This is a genomic window from Aquabacterium sp. (assembly GCF_035476535.1).
In the GTDB taxonomy this organism is placed as follows: Bacteria; Pseudomonadota; Gammaproteobacteria; order Burkholderiales; family Burkholderiaceae_C; genus Pseudaquabacterium.
In genome coordinates this window covers 1-17,524 of record NZ_DATILJ010000008.1, presented here as the reverse complement: position 1 = coordinate 17,524, position 17,524 = coordinate 1, and the positions used below count along the sequence as shown (strand labels likewise).

Below are 17,524 nucleotides of genomic sequence, written 5' to 3'. Positions count from 1 at the left end.
GCGGGGGCGCGGTCGATGATCGCGGCAATTTTTTCGAGGACGCGGGGGACCATGGTTGTACTTCCGGATGTCATGGGGGCGCCAATGAGGGAATGTCGTCGCGGATGCAGGCCTTGAAGCGCCCGCCGCCCATCGCGCGAGGCTCCGGCCGCGTCTGGGCGCAGGCGTCGATCGCATAAGGGCAACGCGTGCGGAACACGCAACCCGAAGGCGGATTCACCGGGCTCGGGATGTCGCCCTTCAGCGGGATGTGAATTGTCTTGACCTGCGGGTCGGGCGTCGGCGACGCGGCGAGCAGCGCCTGGGTGTAGGGATGCAGCGGCCGCGCGAACAGGTCTTGCGTGGGCGCCACTTCCATCACGCGGCCGAGGTAGAGCACCACGACGCGATCGCACAGGTACTCGACCACATCCAGGTCGTGCGAGATGAACAGCATGGTGAGCGACAGCCGGTCGCGCAGGTCGCACAGCAGGTTGACCACCTGCGCCTGGATCGACACGTCGAGCGCCGACAGCGGCTCGTCGGCGACGATGAATTCGGGCTCCACCGACAGCGCCCTGGCGACGCCGATGCGCTGGCGCTGGCCACCCGAGAATTCATGCGGAAAGCGCGCGCCATGCTCGGGCTGCAGCCCCACCAGGCGCAACAGCTCGGCGATGCGATCGGCGGTGGCGGCCTTCCCCTTGACCAGCGAATGGGTGTGCAGCGCTTCGCCCAGGATGTCGCGCACGCGCATCTTCGGATTCAGGCTCGCATACGGGTCCTGGAAGATGATCTGCAGCTTGCTGCGCAGGGAACGCATGCGCCTGGACGATGCCGCGCCCAGGTCTTCGCCGCGGTACAGCACCTGGCCCTCGCTGGCCTCGATCAGGCGCAGCAGCGTGCGGCCGATGGTGCTCTTGCCCGAGCCCGATTCGCCGACCAGGCCCAGCGTCTCGCCGGGCTGGATGCTGAACGACACGTCGTCGACCGCGCGCACCGGGCGCGAGGGGCTGCCGAAGTAGCGCTTCAGGTGCCTGACTTCGATCAGCGGGGCGGCGGCGGCGGTGGTCGTCATGCGGCAAGCGCTCCGCTCATCGATTGCGTCAGCACGCAGCGGGTCTGGCGCTGCGGGCCGTCGGGCAGCAGCGGTGGCATCGCCGCGTCGCAGGCGGCACCCAGGGTCTTGTCGCAGCGCGGTGCAAAGGCGCAGCCCGATGGCGGCGCGAAGGGGCTGGCCACCTGGCCGCGGATGGCATACAGCCGCTTCGGGCCGCCGGCCGCTGCGTGCTTCTGCCGCGCCGGCAGGCAGTTCATCAGCCCCTGCGTGTACGGGTGGCGCGGCCGCGCGAACAGCTCGCGCACCGGTGCCGCTTCGACGATGCGCCCGGCATACATCACCGCCACCTCGTCGGCATGGTGCGCGACGACGCCGAGGTTGTGGGTGATGAACAGGATGCTGGTGCCGGTCTCCCGCTGCAGCCGGCGCATCAGCGCGAGGATCTGCGCCTGGATCGTGACGTCCAGCGCGGTGGTGGGCTCGTCGGCGATCAGCAGCGTCGGCTCGCAGGCCATGGCCAGCGCAATCATCACGCGCTGGCGCATGCCGCCGGAGAGCTGGTGCGGGTATTCGTGCAGGCGCTGCGCCGCGGCCGGGATCTCGACCCGTTCCAGCAGCCGCTGGGCTTGCGCCAGCGCCGCGCGGCTGTCCATGCCCTTGTGCAAGCGCAGACTCTCGGCGATCTGCTCGCCGATCGTGAACACCGGGTTCAGGCTGGTCATCGGCTCCTGAAAGATCATCGCGATCTGGTTGCCACGCAGGCCGCGCATGCGGCGCTCGGGCAGCGTCAGCAGGTCCACCGTCTCGCCGGCGCGGTCGACGAACAGCGCCGAGCCGGTGACGGTGGTGCGGGCGGTGGGCGGCAGCAGGCGCATCAGCGTCAGGCTGGTCACTGACTTGCCCGAGCCCGATTCACCGACCAGCGCGGTGGTCTGGCCCGGCTGGATCGTGAAGCTGACATCGGCCACCGAGGGCACGGTGCCCTCGTCGGTGTGGAAGGCGGTGCTGAGCTGCGTGACCTTGAGGCGCGGGGTATTCATGACATCGACTTCTTCAGGCGCGGGTCCAGCAGGTCGCGCACGCCGTCGCCCAGCAGTTGCAGCGACAAGGCGGTGACGATGATGGCCAACCCCGGAAACAACACCACGCCGATGGCCTGGTGCGCATACTGCTGGCTGCCGGCGACCATCGTGCCCCAGGTGGGGATGTCCGGCGGCACACCGACGCCGAGGAAGCTGAGCGCCGCTTCGGCGAGGATGGCGTAGGCAAAGATGAACGAAGCCTGCACGAGAATCGGCGACAGCAGGTTCGGCAGGATGTGGCGCCACAGGATGCGCGCGGTCGAGATGCCGATGGCCCGCGCCGCTTCGACGAACAGCAGTTCTCGCACGACCAGCGTCGATGCACGCACCACGCGCGCGACGCGCGGCGTGTAGACCAGTACCAGCGCCAGCACCACGTTCAGCAGCGATGGCCCAAGGATGGCGACCAGCGAGATCGCCAGCAGGATGTCGGGCAGCGACATCATCGCGTCGACCACGCGCATCAGCGGTGCATCGAGCCGGCGGAAGAAGCCGGCGACCAGGCCCATCACGCTGCCGCCGACGATGGCGCCGACCGCAGTGAGCGCGGCGATGGCCAGCGAATAGCGGCCACCGAAGGCGATGCGCGAGAACAGGTCGCGGCCGAGCTCGTCGGTACCCAGCCAGTGCTCGCCACTGGGTGCTTTCAGCCGTTGCAGCACGGCCGTGTCATTCGGGTCATAGGGGGTGAGCCACTGTGCGGTCAATGCGGCCAGCGCGACGGCGGCCAGCAGCAGGGCCGCGAGCAGCACGATCTTGCGGCGGAAGAGCTTTTGGAGGGTTGGCCACATCAGAACTTCACCCGCGGGTCGACGACCGTGTAGAGCAGGTCGACGAGAAAATTGATCAGCACGTAGATCATCGCAATGACCAGCAAGGCCCCCTGGATGACAGGATAGTCGCGCCGCAGCACCGCGCTAACGACCAGGTTACCGACGCCGGGCAGGCCGAACACCGTTTCGGTGACCACGGCGCCGCCGATCATCAGCGCCACCGTCAGGCCGATCACCGTGACGATGGGCACCAGCGCATTGCGCAACGCATGCTTGAGCACCACCGGGATCTCGCCCAGGCCCTTGGCGCGCGCGGTGCGCACATAGTCCTCGTTCAGCACATCCAGCATCGACGCGCGTGTGAAGCGGATGATCAACGCCGAGTTCAACAGCCCCAGCACCGTGGCCGGCAGCACCAGATAGTGCAGGCGCTCATGGAGCGGCGCACCCGGGTCGCCATAGCCCGACACCGGGAACCAGCCGAGCGAGACCGCGAACAGCTGCATCAGCACCAGGCCCAGCCAGAAGCTGGGGATGCTGGCGCCCAGCATCGCCAGCGAGGTGAAGACCTGGTCGATCCAGCGGCCGCGGAACACCGCGCCGACGATGCCGGCCGGCACGCCGATCAGCGTCGCGATGGCCACCGCCATCAGCGCCAGCAAGGTGGTGGGCTCGGCGCGTTCCCACAGCGCTTGCGTGACGGGGCGCTGCAGGAAGATCGAGTCGCCGAGATTGCCCCTGGCCAGCTCTTTCAGCCAATAGCCGAACTGCACCGGCAGCGGCCGGTCCAGGCCGTACTGAACCTGCACCCGCGCGATGTCGGCGGCCGTGGCCTGGTCGCCCAGCAGCACCGACACTGGGTCGCCCGATGCCGCGCGGGTCAGGATGAACACCATCACCGCGACGAGGGCCATCACCACCGCCATGCCGGCCAGGCGCGAGCCGAGGTACTTCCACACGAGCTCAGCTCTTGAGCCTGACGTTCCAGAAGAACGGCCACGTCGCCGGCACATAGCCTTCCAGATTCGGCGCCCTCGCCGACAAGCTGTTGAACTTGCCGACGTTGATGTAGGGCACCTCGTCGTAGACCACTTTCTGCACCGCGCCCCACAGCGTCGCGCGCTTGGCCGGGTTGGTTTCCTGGTTGAAAGCGGCCAGCGCGGCGGTCTTGGCCGGCGTGCCCCACCAGCCGGGGGCGCCTTCACCCAGCTGCGGCGGCGACAGCATCGGCTCGGGGAACTGGCCCGAGTGCGTGACGTAGATGTCCCACAGCTTGGCGTCGTTGCGGCGCTGCACCAGCGTGGCCCAGTCGACGACGTTCAGCTCGGCCTTGAAACCGGCGCGCTTCAGCTGCTCGGCCATGATCAGTGCCATGTTGTAGTGGAAGTCGTACTGGCGGCTGGTGAGCACGCGGATCGTCTCGCCCTTGTAGCCGGCGGCTGCGGCGGCGGCCTTGGCCTTGTTGGCATTGCGCTCGTTGTACGCGTCCGCGCCGGCTTCCGAAAAGAACGGCGTGCCCTTGGGGAAGTGGTTGCCCTCGGCGATGAAGAAGCGTGTGTCGCCAAAACCCGCCGCCAGCATCTCGCCCTGGCCGATGGCGATCTGCACCGCCTTGCGCAGGGGCTGGGCGGCCATCACGCCTTCCTTGGTGTTGAGCACCAGGTAGGGGAAGCCGAAGGACGCAGTCATCACCGGCAGCGTCTTGCCGGCGGCCTTTTCCAGCCGCGGCAGCGCTTCGATCGGCAGCAGGTCGGCGTACTGGAACTGGCCGGCGAGTGCGCCTTCGACCCGCGTGTTGGCATTGGGCACGGGTACGAAGCGCAGCTCCTCGACAGCGGCCTCGCGCTTGCCGCCGTAGCCGTTGGCCGGCTCCTTGCGAGGGCTGTATTGCTCGAAGCGGGTGAGCAGCACGTACTGGTCGGGCCGGCGTTCCTTGAAACGGTAGGGACCGGTGCCGACGAAGCTGGTCAGCGGGTTGGCGATGGCCTCCTTGGCCATGATCGCGGCCATGCCGCTGGGCAGCGCCAGCTGCGGCAGCAGCGGCGCATAAGGCGTCTTCAGCACCAGTTCCACCGTGTGCGTGCCCTTGGCTTCGAGCGAGGCCAATTCCTTGGCCACGGCCTTGCCGCGCGGCGCCATCTCCATCCAGCGCCTGAGGCTGGCCACCACGTCGTCGGCCAGCAGTTCGCGGCCGCTGTGCAATTGCACGCCCTTGCGCAGCGGGATGGTGTATTTCAGCCCGTCCTTGGACACCGTGGGCAGCGCTTCGGCCAGCATCGGCACGATGGCCCACTTGGCATCGAAGGTGTACAGCGGCTCGTAGACGTGCTGCATGATGGTGCCGACCAGGTCGGCGGTGGACGCCATCGGGTCCAGCGTCTGCGGCTCGGCCACCATCGCCAGGTTCAGCGCCGATTTCGCGGGCTGCGCCTGCGCGACCAGCGAAGCACCGGCCAGGGCGCCGGTGAGCAGAGCCAGCAGCAGTCGGCGGGAGGCGGGGAAGTGAAGCATCCAGGTTCTCCGGTGGCGTGAAAGTGAATTTCAGTATCTAGACGATAGTTAGCCAGATTCGTGCCTGGAATTCGCGTAAACCCGAATCAATCGTTGTTCTGTTGAAATGACATTTCAGTTCGGCGAAGATTCGGCTCCCGCAACAGGAGATCTACATGCCGCTTGAACACCTGGGCAATCCGCCGCTCGCTTCTGACCGTCAGCCCCGTCCGTTTTCACCGGCCGTGCGTGCCGGCGACTTCGTTTATGTCTCCGGCCAGGTGCCGGCCAACGACGCGGGCGAGATCGTCGCCGGCGGCATCGAGGCGCAGACACGCCAGGTGTTCGATAACCTGCGAAAGGTGCTGGCGCTGACCGGCTGCACGCTGGACGATGTCTGCAAGGCCACCGTGTGGTTGCACGATGCGCGCGACTTCGGCGCCTTCAACCGCGTCTACATGGAACAGTTCAGCGGCCCGAAGCCGGCGCGCTCGACGACCGAAGCGCGCTTGATGGTGGACGCCAAGGTGGAGATCGACGTGGTGGCGTACAAACCCAGGTCCTGACAACCCGACCCGGAGATCGCCCGATGAAACACCTCTTCCGGCTGCGCCCGTTCGCAGCCTTTGTCGCCGCGGCTTGCTGCGCACTGGCGCAGGCGGCTTCGGTGGCCCCGGTGGCCGCCGAGAACGGCATGGTCGTCAGCGCGCAGCACCTGGCCACGCGGATCGGTGTCGACGTGCTGAAGAAGGGCGGCAATGCCGTCGATGCCGCGGTGGCCGTGGGCTATGCGCTGGCGGTGGTGTACCCGGCCGCGGGCAACCTGGGCGGCGGTGGTTTCATGACGCTGCAGTTGGCCGACGGCCGCAAGACCTTCTTCGACTTCCGCGAGAAGGCGCCGCTGGCGGCGACCGCCAACATGTACCTCGATGCGCAAGGCAACGTGGTCAAGGGCTTGAGCACGAATGGCCACCTGGCGGTGGGTGTGCCGGGCACGGTGTCCGGGCTGGAACTGGCGCGCAGCAAGTACGGCACGAAGCCGCGCGCCGCGTTGATCGCGCCAGCCATCGCGCTGGCCGACAAGGGCTTCGTGCTAGAGCAGGGCGATGTCGACATGCTGCGCACCGCGACCGAGGACTTCCGCAAGGACCCGGCCTCCGGCGCGATCTTCCTGAACAAGGGCGAGCCCTTCGCGGTGGGCCAGAAGCTGGTGCAGAAAGACCTGGCGAAGACGCTGCGGCTGATCAGCCAGAAAGGCCCCGCCGGTTTCTACCAGGGCCCGGTGGGTGCGGCCATCGTCGCTTCCAGCCAGGCGGGCAAGGGCATCATCACGCAGGCCGACCTGGACCAGTACAGCACGCGCGAGATGCCGCCGGTGGAATGCGACTACCGCGGCTACCGCATCGTCTCGGCGCCGCCGCCCAGCTCCGGCGGCGTGATCATCTGCGAGATCCTCAACGTGCTCGAAGGCTACCCGCTGAAGGACCTGGGTTACCGCTCCGCGCAGGCGGTGCACTACCAGATCGAGGCGATGCGCCATGCCTATGTCGACCGCAACAGCTACCTCGGGGACCCGGATTTCGTGAAGAACCCGCTGGAGCGCCTGCTGGACAAGGCCTACGCGCAGAACATCCGCGGCGCGATCGACCCGCAGAAGGCCGGCGTGTCCAAGGACATCAAGCCCGGCGTTGCGCCGCATGAAGGCAGCAACACCACGCACTACTCGATCATCGACCGCCACGGCAACGCGGTGTCGGTGACCTACACGCTGAACGATTGGTTCGGCGCCAAGGTCACCGCCGCCAGGACCGGCGTGCTGCTGAACAACGAGATGGACGATTTCACCGCGAAGATCGGCGTGCCCAACCTGTACGGCCTGGTGCAGGGCGAGGCCAATGCCATCGCGCCCGGCAAGCGCCCGCTGAGTTCGATGAGCCCGACCATCGTCACGCAGAACGGCAAGCCGGTGATGGTGGTCGGCACGCCGGGCGGCAGCCGCATCATCACCGCGGTGCTGCACAGCATCCTGAACGTCATCGACTACGGCATGACGGTGCAGGAAGCCGTCGACGCGCCGCGTTTCCACCAGCAATGGCTGCCCGAGGCCACCAACGTCGAGAAGTTCGCGCTGAGCCCGGACACCCTCAAGCTGCTGGAAGGCATGGGCCACAAGATCGGCAACCCGCAGCCGGCCAACCACATGGCGGCGATCCTCGTCGGCGCGCCGAGCCTGGGTGGCAAGCCGGTGGGCAACAAGCGCTTCTATGGCGCGAACGATCCGCGGCGCAATACCGGGCTGGCGCTGGGGTATTGACGGCTCACGGCGGCGCCGCGGGCGCGGGCCAGGCAATGCGTTCGAACATGGCCTGAAGCTTCGCGCCGCGCGCCGGGTTCAGCTGCGTGGCCCAGGCGATGCGGCCGCGCAGTTCGGCGCGCTGCGCGTCGTCGGGCGGCCCATGCTGCAGGCAGCGGTGCAGGCAGGCCTTGAGCCGGTCGAAGTCCTCTCGCGGCAGGTTCGTGTGCCGATTGACCACCACACCGGTGATGCGCTGCTGCCGGTGCTGCGGCAGGCAGCGGGTCTTGCGCGGGTGCAGCACGAAGCCTTCGTCGGCGGCGATGCCGGCGACCCAGCTGCTGAGCGACACCAGGCGGTCGCGCAGCAGCGCCGAGCCGGAGAACACGATGTCGTCGGCATAACGCGTATAGCGCGCGTCGAAGGCGTGCGCCAGGCCGTCCAGCCGCAGGTCCAGCCGAAAGCAGCAGAGATTGGCCAACGCCGGCGAGGTCGGCGCCCCCTGCGGCAGGTGCGCGGCGGCCAGGCGCTTGGCGCCCAGCCAGTCGATGGCGCCGGCTTCACGCAGGCGGGCGCGCACGGCCGGCGGCGTGCGCGTGGTGCACAGTGTTGTGAGCGTGCGCGCCACGCCCGCCGGGTAGCCCAGCGTGCGCCACAGCGCGTGCACGCGGGAGGCGCGGATGCTCGGAAAGAAGTCCGTCAGGTCGAAGCGCACGAGCACCGCTTGGCCGGTGTGCGCTGCGGCATGCGCGCGCACCGATCGCCCGGGCGCATAGGCCGTCGCCGCTTCGTGCACCGGCACGGCGTGCAGCAGGCCGTCGAGCAGGCGGCGTTGGGCCAGTTTCAGCTCGGCCTTGGGCGCTTCGATCAGGCGCAGCCCGCCTTGGCGCTTGGGCTGCAGCTGCGGGTGGTAGTGCTGCGTGGCACTGCGTCGGCCATCGACCGGACCGCGGTAGTGCTGGGCTTCGCCGGCCAGCCAGTCCAGGCGATCGGTGCGCAGGCCCAGAAAGTCGGCCAGGTCGGTGTGGGTGGCCAGGCTGGGCAGCACGGCCTCGTGCAGGCCGAGTGGGCGCGTGGCCATCTGCGCCGGCCGCAGGATCAGCCGGCGGATGCGCGGCGTGGCCAGTTCGAACACGGCATGGAAGGCCGGCAACTGCAGGACGTGCGCGGTCAGCGTGTGCAGGTCCAGCCGCTGCACCGCGCCCGCGCCGATAGCTTCAATCAGGCCGGGCAGCCAGGCCGGTTGTTCACCGAGTGCTGCTGCGGCACGCGCGCGCAGCGCATGCAAGGCCGTCGCGCCGGGCGCATCGCGGTCGGCCAGCAGCGCATGCGCCAGGCCACGGGCAATCCATTCACGGTAGCTGAGCTGCTGCTGCATCGGCGCCAAGGTGGCGACCAGCCCGCCAACCTGCAGGTGAAGCGCGATCGGACGTGCGCGTCAGCGCACTTCGGGTCACGCGCCGGTTGGGCACGGTGGTGAATCTGCCCTGGGGAAACCCCGGAGCCCAGGCTTCGGCCGACGAATCGGTGGTCAGTCCCGGTGAATGCTTGGCGGGCTGGCGCCGGGGCGGATCTTAAGTCGGGCGCCGGGTGCACGTGATATGCGGCTGCCGCCGGTCCGTCGCGGGAAAAGACGTCCCTCATCGTGTTGATGCAAGGGCTTGGGCGCTGGCATGAGACTGCAAGCAGTTGGCCGCCTATCGCTTGGCGGCGGCGCGCCGCGTCGAGTCAACGAGGGAGACCCAGGATGCCCGTGATGAAGCAACTGACGGACGCGCAGCTCGATGCGTTGTCGGCTGAAGCCGTTGATCAATTGAAGACCCAAGCCCGTGCCCGCCGCAGCGGATTGGCAGCAGACGGCGGCCAGCGCCCATCGCGATTGGCGCGACGAGTTGCCGATCGCATTCGGGCGCTGCCCTGACCCTGTGCCGACCACACCAAGGAGACATGCACGATGAGCATCGAAGACCTACTGACCCACCGCCGGGCTGCCGGCGTCCTGGTACGGCTTGCTTCCACGGCACCCGGCGACATGAAATCGCTGGCGACGCTGTTCGACGCCGAAGCGGGTTCGCGTGGCGCCATGCTGAGTGCAGGTGCGGCACGCGGCCGCAGGCGCGGTGCGGCCGCGGCGCAGCCCATGCTGGTGTTCCCCAGGCTCGGTTTGGCCTATGGCGCGGTCACGCGCGATGGCCTGGAGGCCATGCGCAAGCACAAGGCCGTTACAGCCGTGTCCGAGGCCAACAGCCTGCGCATGATCCGGCCGATTCCCTACACGGCGTCGGCCGCAGCCTCGGCGCCCAGCAAACCTGAGAAGGGTCCGACCTGGGGTATCCGGGCCCTCAAGGTCGATGCGCTGTGGGCTGAAGGCTTGAGCGGCGCTGGGGTTCTGATCGGGCACCTGGACACCGGCATCGACGGCGCGCACCCGGTGTTGGACCAAGCCATCGAGAAGGCCGCTGTTTTTGACATGTTCGGCCAGGAGGGCAAGGCGTCGAAGCCGCCGACGGATAGCGATGATCACGGAACGCACACTGCGGGCACGATCGCGGGGCGGCCGTTCAAGAAGGTTCACGTGGGCGTGGCGCCGAAGGCCAGACTGCTGACTGCGGAGGTCATCGAAGGCGGCGACGCCATCGCCCGCGTGCTGGGCGGCATGGAATGGGCGCTGCAGAACGGCGCGCGAGTGCTGAACCTGTCCTTGGGCTGGCCGAACTACGTGGACAGCTTCTTGTCCATCATCGACGCGCTGCGGGCCAACGAATGCCTGCCGGTCATTGCGGCCGGCAACGAAGGCGAGGGTTCGACACGATCCCCCGGCAACTATGTGCAGGCGCTGAGCGTTGGCGCTGCCGGGCCGAGCGCGCGCGTACCGGGTTTCTCCGGCAGCGAAGTCATGGTGCGGGATGTGGACAGCATCGTCCCGGACATCGTGGCGCCTGGCGTGGACATCTGGTCGGCCGCGCCGGGCGGGGGATTCCAGCGCATGCAGGGCACGTCGATGGCGACCCCGCATGTGGCGGGCCTGGCAGCTTTGTTGTTCGAGGCCTTCCCGGACGCCAGCGTGGCGCAGGTCGAGTCGGCCATCTTTGCGTCCGCGCGGCGCTCGGGCCACATGCCCGAAACCCGTGCCGGGCGCGGCATGCCAGACGCGGTCTTGGCCTTGGCGGCATTGAAGTTGGCCGTGGCTTCTGGCGAAAACGCAGCTTGAAACCCGAGGTGACGTGAACGGGTCGGCAGGGTTATAGGAGTGCTCCTTGCCCGATGGTCTATGCTGTCAGGGGTGTAATGCGACAGGAGTCGATCTGATGCAACCTAAAGTCGAAACGCGGCTTCAGCGTGCCTTGGATGCGAACGTCGGGCCCGACGAACTGATCGACGTTGTGCTCAAGTTCGAAACTGACGTCCAGCCTGCTGCGGGCACGATGCCGATCATGCAAAGACGCGAGTTGCGCGCGCAAGCGATGTCGAAGGCCATTGCTCACGCCCTGGCCCGTGCTGGGGAGATCACCGGCACCCAGCCTGCGCGTGTGACGCCGTTCCCGCTGACCGGCAGTGCCTTTGTTCAGGCGCCGCGGCAGTATTTGCGTGCCTTGATCGAGCAGGGCGAAGTGGCGGGTGCGACGCTCAACTCCACCAAGCCGTAGAGCGCCGGTCGCCGGGCCGGCTCTGCCGTCGGTCGTCGTTCAGATGTCGAACTGCACGCCTTGCGCCAGCGGCAGCGAACGCGAGTAGTTCACGGTGTTGGTCGCCCGGCGCATGTAGTTGCGCCAGGCATCCGAGCCTGATTCGCGGCCACCGCCAGTTTCCTTCTCGCCGCCAAACGCACCACCGATCTCGGCGCCCGAGGTGCCGATGTTGACGTTCGCGATGCCACAGTCCGAGCCGCTGGCGGCCAGGAAGGCTTCGGCTTCGCGCAAGTCGTTGGTGAAGACGGCCGAGGACAAGCCCTGCGGTACTCCGTTCTGCAAGGCGATGGCTTCGTCCAGCGTGTCGTAGCGCAGCGTGTAGAGGATGGGCGCGAAGGTCTCGTGGCAGACCACTGCCGTTTGTGCGGGCATCTGCACCAGCGCCGGTGCCACGTACCAGGCATTCGGCTGCGCGGCGGCCAGCACGCGTTCTCCACCGGCCACCTGGCCGCCTTGTTCACGGGCCTGCACCAGGGCCTGCTGCATGCCGTCGAACGCGGCTTGATCCACCAGCGGGCCGACCAGCACGCCGGCCTCGCGCGGATCACCGATCTTCAGGCTCGCGCGGGCGCGCTCCAGCCGGGCCACCAGCGCATCGTGAATGCTGCTGTGGGCCATGATGCGGCGCGTCGTCGTGCAGCGCTGGCCCGCTGTGCCGTAAGCCCCGAAGACGATGCCGCGCACGGCCAGATCGAGGTCGGCCGAGGGCGTGACGATGATCGCGTTGTTGCCGCCCAGCTCCAGCAGAGAACGCCCAAAACGAGCGGCCACGCGTGGGCCGACGATGCGACCCATGCGGGTGGAACCGGTGGCCGAGACCAGCGCGACTTGCGGGTGGTCGACCATCGCCTGGCCAGTGGCCGCCAGGCCGTTGAGCACCTGGCTCAAGTGGGCTGGTGCGTCATGACCGAAGCGCTTCAGCGCGCGTTCGAACAGCGCTTGCGTGGCCAGCGCCGTCAGCGGCGTCTTCTCCGAGGGCTTCCACACCACCGAATTGCCGCAGACCAGCGCGAGCGCGGCGTTCCACGCCCACACCGCCACCGGGAAGTTGAACGCGCTGATGACGCCAACGACGCCCAGCGGATGCCACTGCTCCATCATGCGGTGGCCGGGGCGCTCGCTGGCGATGGTCAGGCCATGCAGCTGGCGCGACAAGCCGACGGCGAAGTCGCAGATGTCGATCATTTCCTGCACTTCCCCCAGGCCTTCGCTGGTGATCTTGCCAGCTTCCAGCGTCACCAGCGCGGCCAGCTGGGACTTGTGCGCACGCAGCTCTTCGCCGAACAGCCGCACCAGTTCGCCACGGCGCGGCGCCGGCACCTTGCGCCAGGCCAGGAAGGCGGTGTGCGCGTGATCGACGGCCGCGTTCATCGCCTCGGCGCCGGCATCGGGCACCAGGCCCATCGTGCTGCCGTCGATGGGTGACCGCGCAGTGAGGGTGCCTGCAGCGTAGGCCTCGGGAACGACGCCCAGGGCGCCGAGCAGGGTGGTGGCAGTGCTCATGAGAATCTCTCTTCAACCGATGGATTCGACCTGGCGTGACTGTTGGTACGCCTTGCCGAAGCGGTTGGCCAGGAAGGCCGGCAACTCTACCTGTTCCTGCCGGATGAAGCCGCTTGGCGGCAGCTTGCCCTCACGGAACAGGTCGACCGCGGCGCAGATGCCGGCGGCCGTGGTGATCTGGATGGCAGACAGCGGCGCGGTCTCGCTGCGATCGGCGAAGATCTTGCGCGCAAAGACTTCCTGCACCAGCGTGCCCTTGCGCATGCCGCTGACGGTGACGAAGACCAGCACCACGTCCTGCATCGTCGCCGGCATCGAGCGGCGCATGATGGCCTTCAGCGTCTCCTGGTCGTGTTTCAACTGCAGGTCTTCGAGCAGCATGCACATCAGGTCGCGGTGGCCGGGGTAGCGCACGGTCTTGTAGTCGAGGTTGCGCACGCGGCCGGACAGCGTTTCGCACAGCGTGCCGAGGCCGCCGGAGGTGTTGAAGGCCTCGTACTCGGTGCCGTCCAGCGAGAAGTGCTCCAGCCCTTCCATCGGCAGCGCGGCGATGGCCTCGCCGTCCTTGATGATCTCGCAGGGGTGGCAGTACTCGTTGATCAGGCCGTCGACGCTCCAGGTCAGGTTGTACTTCAGCGCATTGGTCGGGAAGGCGGGCAGCGCACCGACGCGCATCTTCACGTCGTGCAGCGCATCGAAGGATTGCGCGAGGTGATGCGCGACGATGCCGATGAAGCCTGGCGCCAGGCCGCACTGCGGCATGAACGCGGTCTTGGCGCCGGCGGCAATGCGCATGATCTCCTTGGTGGCGGCGACGTCCTCGGTGAGGTCGAAGTAGTGGCAGCCGGCTTCCAGCGCCAGGTGCGCGGCGGTGATCGCCAGGTGGTAAGGCAGGGCATTGACCACCGCGTCCTGCCCGCGCAGCACGCTGGCCAGCGCCTGCCGGTCTTCGGTGTCGACGGTCTGCGTGCTGATGCCGCGGCCGCTGATGCGCGCCAAGGTGGCCGGGTTCTTGTCGACCACGGTGACTTGGTAGTCCCCCGAGCCGCCGAGCAGTTGGGCAATGGTTTGGCCGATGTGGCCGGCGCCGAGCAGGGCAATGCGCATGGAAAACTCCTTCAGGTCGATGGGCAAAAGTCTAGGAAGGTCCTGCGACGAAAGAAAGCATGAGTTCGACGAAAGCGCTGACAATCCTGCCGTTTCGTCAACGGTTCATGACGTTATGGCCAAAGACCAGACAGACCGCGACCTGATCACGCTGCTGCAGGCCAATGCCCGCGAGAGCACCGCCAACCTGGCGCGCAAGCTCGGCATCGCGCGCACCACGGTGGTGGCGCGGCTGGCGCGGCTGGAGCGCGAGGGCGTGATCGTCGGCTACACGGTGCGCCTGGGGCTGGACGACGAGCGTCCGCGGGTGATGGCCCATGTCGGCATCACGCTGCAGCCGAAATCGTCGCGCGACGTGATCCGCAAGCTGCAGAAGCTTCCCGAACTGCTGCAGCTCAGCTCGGTCAGCGGCGAGTTCGACTACATCGCGGTCCTGCGCGCCGATACCACCGCGCGGCTGGACGCGCTGCTCGACGAGATCGGCGAGATCGACGGCGTGTTGAAGACCACCACCTCGGTGGTGCTGGCCGTGCGCATCGACCGCAGCGCGTAGTGGTGCCGCGGCTGGCGCGCGCTCCATGGGCGCGCACAATGCCCCGCTTCTCCACCCGCCACCTCTGAGCATGCTGATCACCCTAGCGCCCGGCGTGCGCCTGTTCGTCGACATCGAAGGCCCGGCGCTGGTGCCGGACGGTCCCGGCTGGCGCGAGAAGCCGACATTGCTGCTGCTGCACGGCGGCCCGGGCTACGACCATTCGGGCTTCAAGCCGGCGTTCTCGCGCCTGGCCGACATTGCGCAGATCGTCTACTACGACCACCGCGGCCATGGCCGCAGCGATCGCCGGCCGTCCGATGAGTGGACGCTGGACACCTTCGCTGACGACGTGGTGCGCTTGTGCGATGCACTCGGCATCACCAAGCCCATCGTGCTGGGCCAGTCCTTCGGCGGCTTCGTCGCGCAGCGCTACATCGCGCGGCACCCGGCGCATCCGGCCAAGGTGATCCTGTCCAGCACCTCGCCGCACATGGCGCTGCCGCGCAAGCTGGCGATGTTCGAACAACTCGGCGGCGCCGAGGCCCGCGCGGTGGCCGAACGCTTCTGGACCGCTCCGAACGAAGCCACCTGGGCCGAGTACAACCGTGTCTGCAAGCGGCACTACAACACCGTGCAGCCGGCGACCGACGACGCGCACCGGCGCATCGTGTTCAACGAGCCGATCCTGTTTGCCTCGGCCGGCGGCGAGCAGCAGACGATGAACCTGCTGCCCGGCCTGGCGGGGGCCCAGTGCCCCGTGCTGGTGATGGCGGGGGCGTTGGACCCGGTGTGCCCGCTGGACGATGCACGCGACATCGCGGCGGCGCTGCCGCAACACCTGCTGCGCTTCTCGGCCTTCGCCGGCTCGGGCCATGGCGCGTGGCGCGACGAGCCCGAAGCCGCCTTCGCGCTGCTGCGTGATTTCATCCTGACCGCTGAGGCTTGAGGGTCCAGCGCAGGAACTGTATTGCCAAGTAGCCGCCACGGATCTGGCTCTGCCCGTCCGCAGGCGGCCGCCCCCTTGGGGGAGGCGCCGAAGGCGCTCGGGGGGTGGGCGGGTTACGCCGCGCCGCGTTCGCGCTGGCTCGCGAAGTAGATGACCTTGCGCGCCCGCTGCACATCGCCCAGCGGGCGGTGCGCGGCCAGCGCCTGCCAGGGGTCGAACACGCCGGCCTCGGCCTGGGCTTGCAGCACCTGACCCGAGGCGGACGCCAGGTCCTGCTGCGGCAGCACCAGCGTGGCCACCGTGGTGTAGGGCGAGACCCAGTTGACTGAGGCATCCTCGATCGGCGTGGCCCGCTCGTCGGTGAAGGGCTGCAACTGCAGCGTCCACTGCAGCGGCTGCCGCGCCAGCCGCGCGCTGACATCGGCCGCAAAGTCACTCCCGCTGGCCGCGTCACCATTGCCGGCCGCCGGCTCCAGCCGCAAGCGCACGGCATACGGGCCGCAGGCGATCGGCACGGCGCTGAACAGCTGCGCCGTGGCATAGCCGCTGAACTTCGCGCCGATCGACGACAGCAAACGCAGCAGCCGCCGTGGCCCGCCGATCAGGCCGTAACGCCGCAGCAGGTAGGCCAGCAGCGCGCCCTTGCCGCGCGAGGCGGCGAGCACGAAGTCGACGAACTCGCCGCTGCCGGGAAAGGCGAACTTGGGCTGGTTGATCAGCAGGAAATCCTGGCTGGTCGCCGGGCCGTTGCCCAGCGCGCTGTCACCCTGCACGCCCAGCACCTTGATCGCGAAGCCGCGCACATCGGGCACCTTGTCCGCCGCGCGGTCCATGCCGCCGTTGGACAGGCGCACCAGCGCCTCGTGCGCGCCGGGTTCGGCGAACAGCCCGTGCCGCGCGAAGGCAGGCAGGTTGGCATGCACCGTCAGCGTGCCGCGGGCCGCGACGATCTGCTTGCGGTGCAGCGCACGCCCGTTGCCGTGGCGGGCCGACTTGCGCCGTTGCAGCTCGACCATCTGCTGTGCGTAGCGCTCGAAGCGCTGGGCCTCGTCGGGCGCGATGTGTTCCTGCCAATCGGTGCTGGCCGTGGTGTGGCTGCTCATGCGAAGGCCCAGTGTGCGGGTGGAGCGCACCGTAGCACGCCGTGTGCCGCGAGGTTAGCGCGGCTGCAGGCTTTGGGCTAGGGCGGCTCGGCGTGCTGCATCGAGGCTCTTCGGTGAGGCGCGGAGCTGATGGCTCAGAACACGCCGGCGATGACGGCCAGCGCCACCACCGGGGCGACCAGGCCGAAGCCGAGGATGAGGACGAGCACGCGGATGTTGCCGAAGAGGGAATTCATGGCCAGCTCCAGGGGTGAGGCCTGCACGCGCCCTTCGCGCCGGCTTGGAGCTGACTGTAGAAACCGGCCCGCTTCAGCACGAGTGATGACTGCTCGACCCGGCAGTGACATTGATCACAGCCGGACGCGCATGAATAATCACCGGCATGTCGCCCGAGCCGCTGCACCCCTCACTGCCGATCGGTGACACGATCCCCAAGGCCCTGCTGGCGGAGATCGCCACGCATGGCGGCACGCGCACGTTTCCGGCCCACGCGATCCTGATCAATGAGGGCGACACCACCGATTCGCTTTATGTCGTGCTGAGCGGCCGGGTGAAGGTCTATGCCAGTTCCGACGATGGCCGTGACGTGGTGCTTGGCGAACATGGGCCGGGCGAGTACTTCGGCGAGCTGTCGTTCGACGGCGGCCGCCGCTCGGTCTCGGTGATGGCGCTGGAGCCCTGCAGCTGCCGCGTGGTGCAGGGCGCGCAGTTGCGCGAGTTCCTGGCGCAGCACCCTGACTTTGCGCTGCACCTGGCGCTGAAACTCAGCCGCATGGTGCGCCGCCTCACCGAGCAGGTGAAGAGTCTGGCGCTGCAAGACGTCTATGGCCGCATGGTGCGGGTGCTGATGGAGCTGTCCGATCCGGCGGGCGAGGAGCGCATCGTGCGCCAGCGCCTGACGCAGCAGGACATCGCCGAGCGCGTGGGCTCGTCGCGCGAGATGGTCAACCGCGTGCTGAAGGAG

At 68.2% G+C, this 17,524-nt stretch carries 17 protein-coding genes; 8 read left to right on the top strand and 9 right to left on the bottom strand.

The features are described 5' to 3' along the window. Positions 1–70: 70 nt before the first annotated feature. From VLK61_RS00590 to VLK61_RS00570, 5 genes are read right to left on the bottom strand one after another with little or no spacing between them, the layout of a single operon-like run. Entirely contained in the window at positions 71–1,057 is a 987-nt protein-coding gene (locus VLK61_RS00590) for an ABC transporter ATP-binding protein (RefSeq protein WP_325417216.1), read from the bottom strand. Beyond that, positions 1,054–2,079, bottom strand: a complete 1,026-nt coding sequence (locus VLK61_RS00585) for an ABC transporter ATP-binding protein (RefSeq protein WP_325417215.1) — start codon at positions 2,077–2,079, stop codon at positions 1,054–1,056. Before VLK61_RS00585 ends, VLK61_RS00590 begins: the two co-directional genes overlap by 4 nt. Beyond that, a complete protein-coding gene (locus tag VLK61_RS00580) occupies positions 2,076–2,912 on the bottom strand; it encodes an ABC transporter permease (RefSeq protein WP_325417214.1) in 837 nt (278 codons plus the stop codon). The genes VLK61_RS00585 and VLK61_RS00580 overlap by 4 nt, the downstream gene beginning before the upstream one ends. Continuing rightward, on the bottom strand, positions 2,912–3,853 hold the full coding sequence (locus VLK61_RS00575) for an ABC transporter permease (RefSeq protein WP_325417213.1): 942 nt from the start codon (positions 3,851–3,853) through the stop codon (positions 2,912–2,914). The genes VLK61_RS00580 and VLK61_RS00575 overlap by 1 nt, the downstream gene beginning before the upstream one ends. 4 nt (positions 3,854–3,857) lie before the next feature. Next, complete coding sequence (locus VLK61_RS00570; protein ID WP_325417212.1) at positions 3,858–5,405, bottom strand: ABC transporter substrate-binding protein; 1,548 nt, start codon at positions 5,403–5,405, stop codon at positions 3,858–3,860. A 155-nt stretch (positions 5,406–5,560) separates the two neighbouring features. Here VLK61_RS00570 and VLK61_RS00565 point away from each other — a divergent pair, with 155 nt between their 5' ends. After that, positions 5,561–5,950, top strand: a complete 390-nt coding sequence (locus VLK61_RS00565; RefSeq protein WP_325417211.1) for a RidA family protein — start codon at positions 5,561–5,563, stop codon at positions 5,948–5,950. A gap of 23 nt (positions 5,951–5,973) precedes the next feature. Further along, positions 5,974–7,698: a gamma-glutamyltransferase gene (gene ggt, locus VLK61_RS00560; RefSeq protein WP_325417210.1), complete on the top strand. Its 1,725-nt coding sequence runs from the start codon at positions 5,974–5,976 to the stop codon at positions 7,696–7,698. A 4-nt stretch (positions 7,699–7,702) separates the two neighbouring features. On the opposite strand, the gene VLK61_RS00555 is transcribed toward ggt, so the two are convergent. Beyond that, the gene (locus VLK61_RS00555; protein WP_325417217.1) at positions 7,703–9,055 is read right to left on the bottom strand and encodes a reverse transcriptase family protein; all 1,353 of its coding nucleotides are present in this window, start codon (positions 9,053–9,055) and stop codon (positions 7,703–7,705) included. Between the two features lie 378 nt (positions 9,056–9,433). Between VLK61_RS00555 and VLK61_RS00550 the strand changes: the two genes are divergently transcribed. From VLK61_RS00550 to VLK61_RS00540, 3 genes are all read left to right on the top strand, one after another. Then, the gene (locus tag VLK61_RS00550) at positions 9,434–9,598 is read left to right on the top strand and encodes a hypothetical protein (RefSeq protein ID WP_325417209.1); all 165 of its coding nucleotides are present in this window, start codon (positions 9,434–9,436) and stop codon (positions 9,596–9,598) included. Positions 9,599–9,631: 33 nt separating this feature from the next. Beyond that, a complete protein-coding gene (locus tag VLK61_RS00545) occupies positions 9,632–10,888 on the top strand; it encodes a S8 family peptidase (protein ID WP_325417208.1) in 1,257 nt (418 codons plus the stop codon). A 97-nt stretch (positions 10,889–10,985) separates the two neighbouring features. Then, positions 10,986–11,324, top strand: a complete 339-nt coding sequence (locus VLK61_RS00540) for a hypothetical protein (RefSeq protein ID WP_325417207.1) — start codon at positions 10,986–10,988, stop codon at positions 11,322–11,324. 39 nt (positions 11,325–11,363) lie between these two features. Here VLK61_RS00540 and VLK61_RS00535 read toward each other — a convergent pair whose 3' ends face one another. Continuing rightward, complete coding sequence (locus tag VLK61_RS00535; protein WP_325417206.1) at positions 11,364–12,869, bottom strand: aldehyde dehydrogenase family protein; 1,506 nt, start codon at positions 12,867–12,869, stop codon at positions 11,364–11,366. A 12-nt stretch (positions 12,870–12,881) separates the two neighbouring features. Then, entirely contained in the window at positions 12,882–13,976 is a 1,095-nt protein-coding gene (locus tag VLK61_RS00530) for a saccharopine dehydrogenase family protein (protein ID WP_325417204.1), read from the bottom strand. Positions 13,977–14,091: 115 nt separating this feature from the next. Between VLK61_RS00530 and VLK61_RS00525 the strand changes: the two genes are divergently transcribed. Together VLK61_RS00525 and VLK61_RS00520 are read left to right on the top strand one after the other, a co-directional pair. Next, positions 14,092–14,529 (top strand): Lrp/AsnC family transcriptional regulator, encoded by a 438-nt coding sequence (locus VLK61_RS00525; protein WP_325417203.1) that lies wholly within the window; start codon positions 14,092–14,094, stop codon positions 14,527–14,529. Between the two features lie 70 nt (positions 14,530–14,599). Next, the gene (locus tag VLK61_RS00520; protein ID WP_325417202.1) at positions 14,600–15,457 is read left to right on the top strand and encodes an alpha/beta fold hydrolase; all 858 of its coding nucleotides are present in this window, start codon (positions 14,600–14,602) and stop codon (positions 15,455–15,457) included. Positions 15,458–15,570: 113 nt separating this feature from the next. On the opposite strand, the gene VLK61_RS00515 is transcribed toward VLK61_RS00520, so the two are convergent. Continuing rightward, positions 15,571–16,560 (bottom strand): catalase, encoded by a 990-nt coding sequence (locus VLK61_RS00515; RefSeq protein WP_325417201.1) that lies wholly within the window; start codon positions 16,558–16,560, stop codon positions 15,571–15,573. Between the two features lie 382 nt (positions 16,561–16,942). Here VLK61_RS00515 and VLK61_RS00510 point away from each other — a divergent pair. Beyond that, on the top strand, positions 16,943–17,524 hold a 582-nt coding region (locus VLK61_RS00510; RefSeq protein WP_325417200.1), incomplete at its 3' end, for a Crp/Fnr family transcriptional regulator.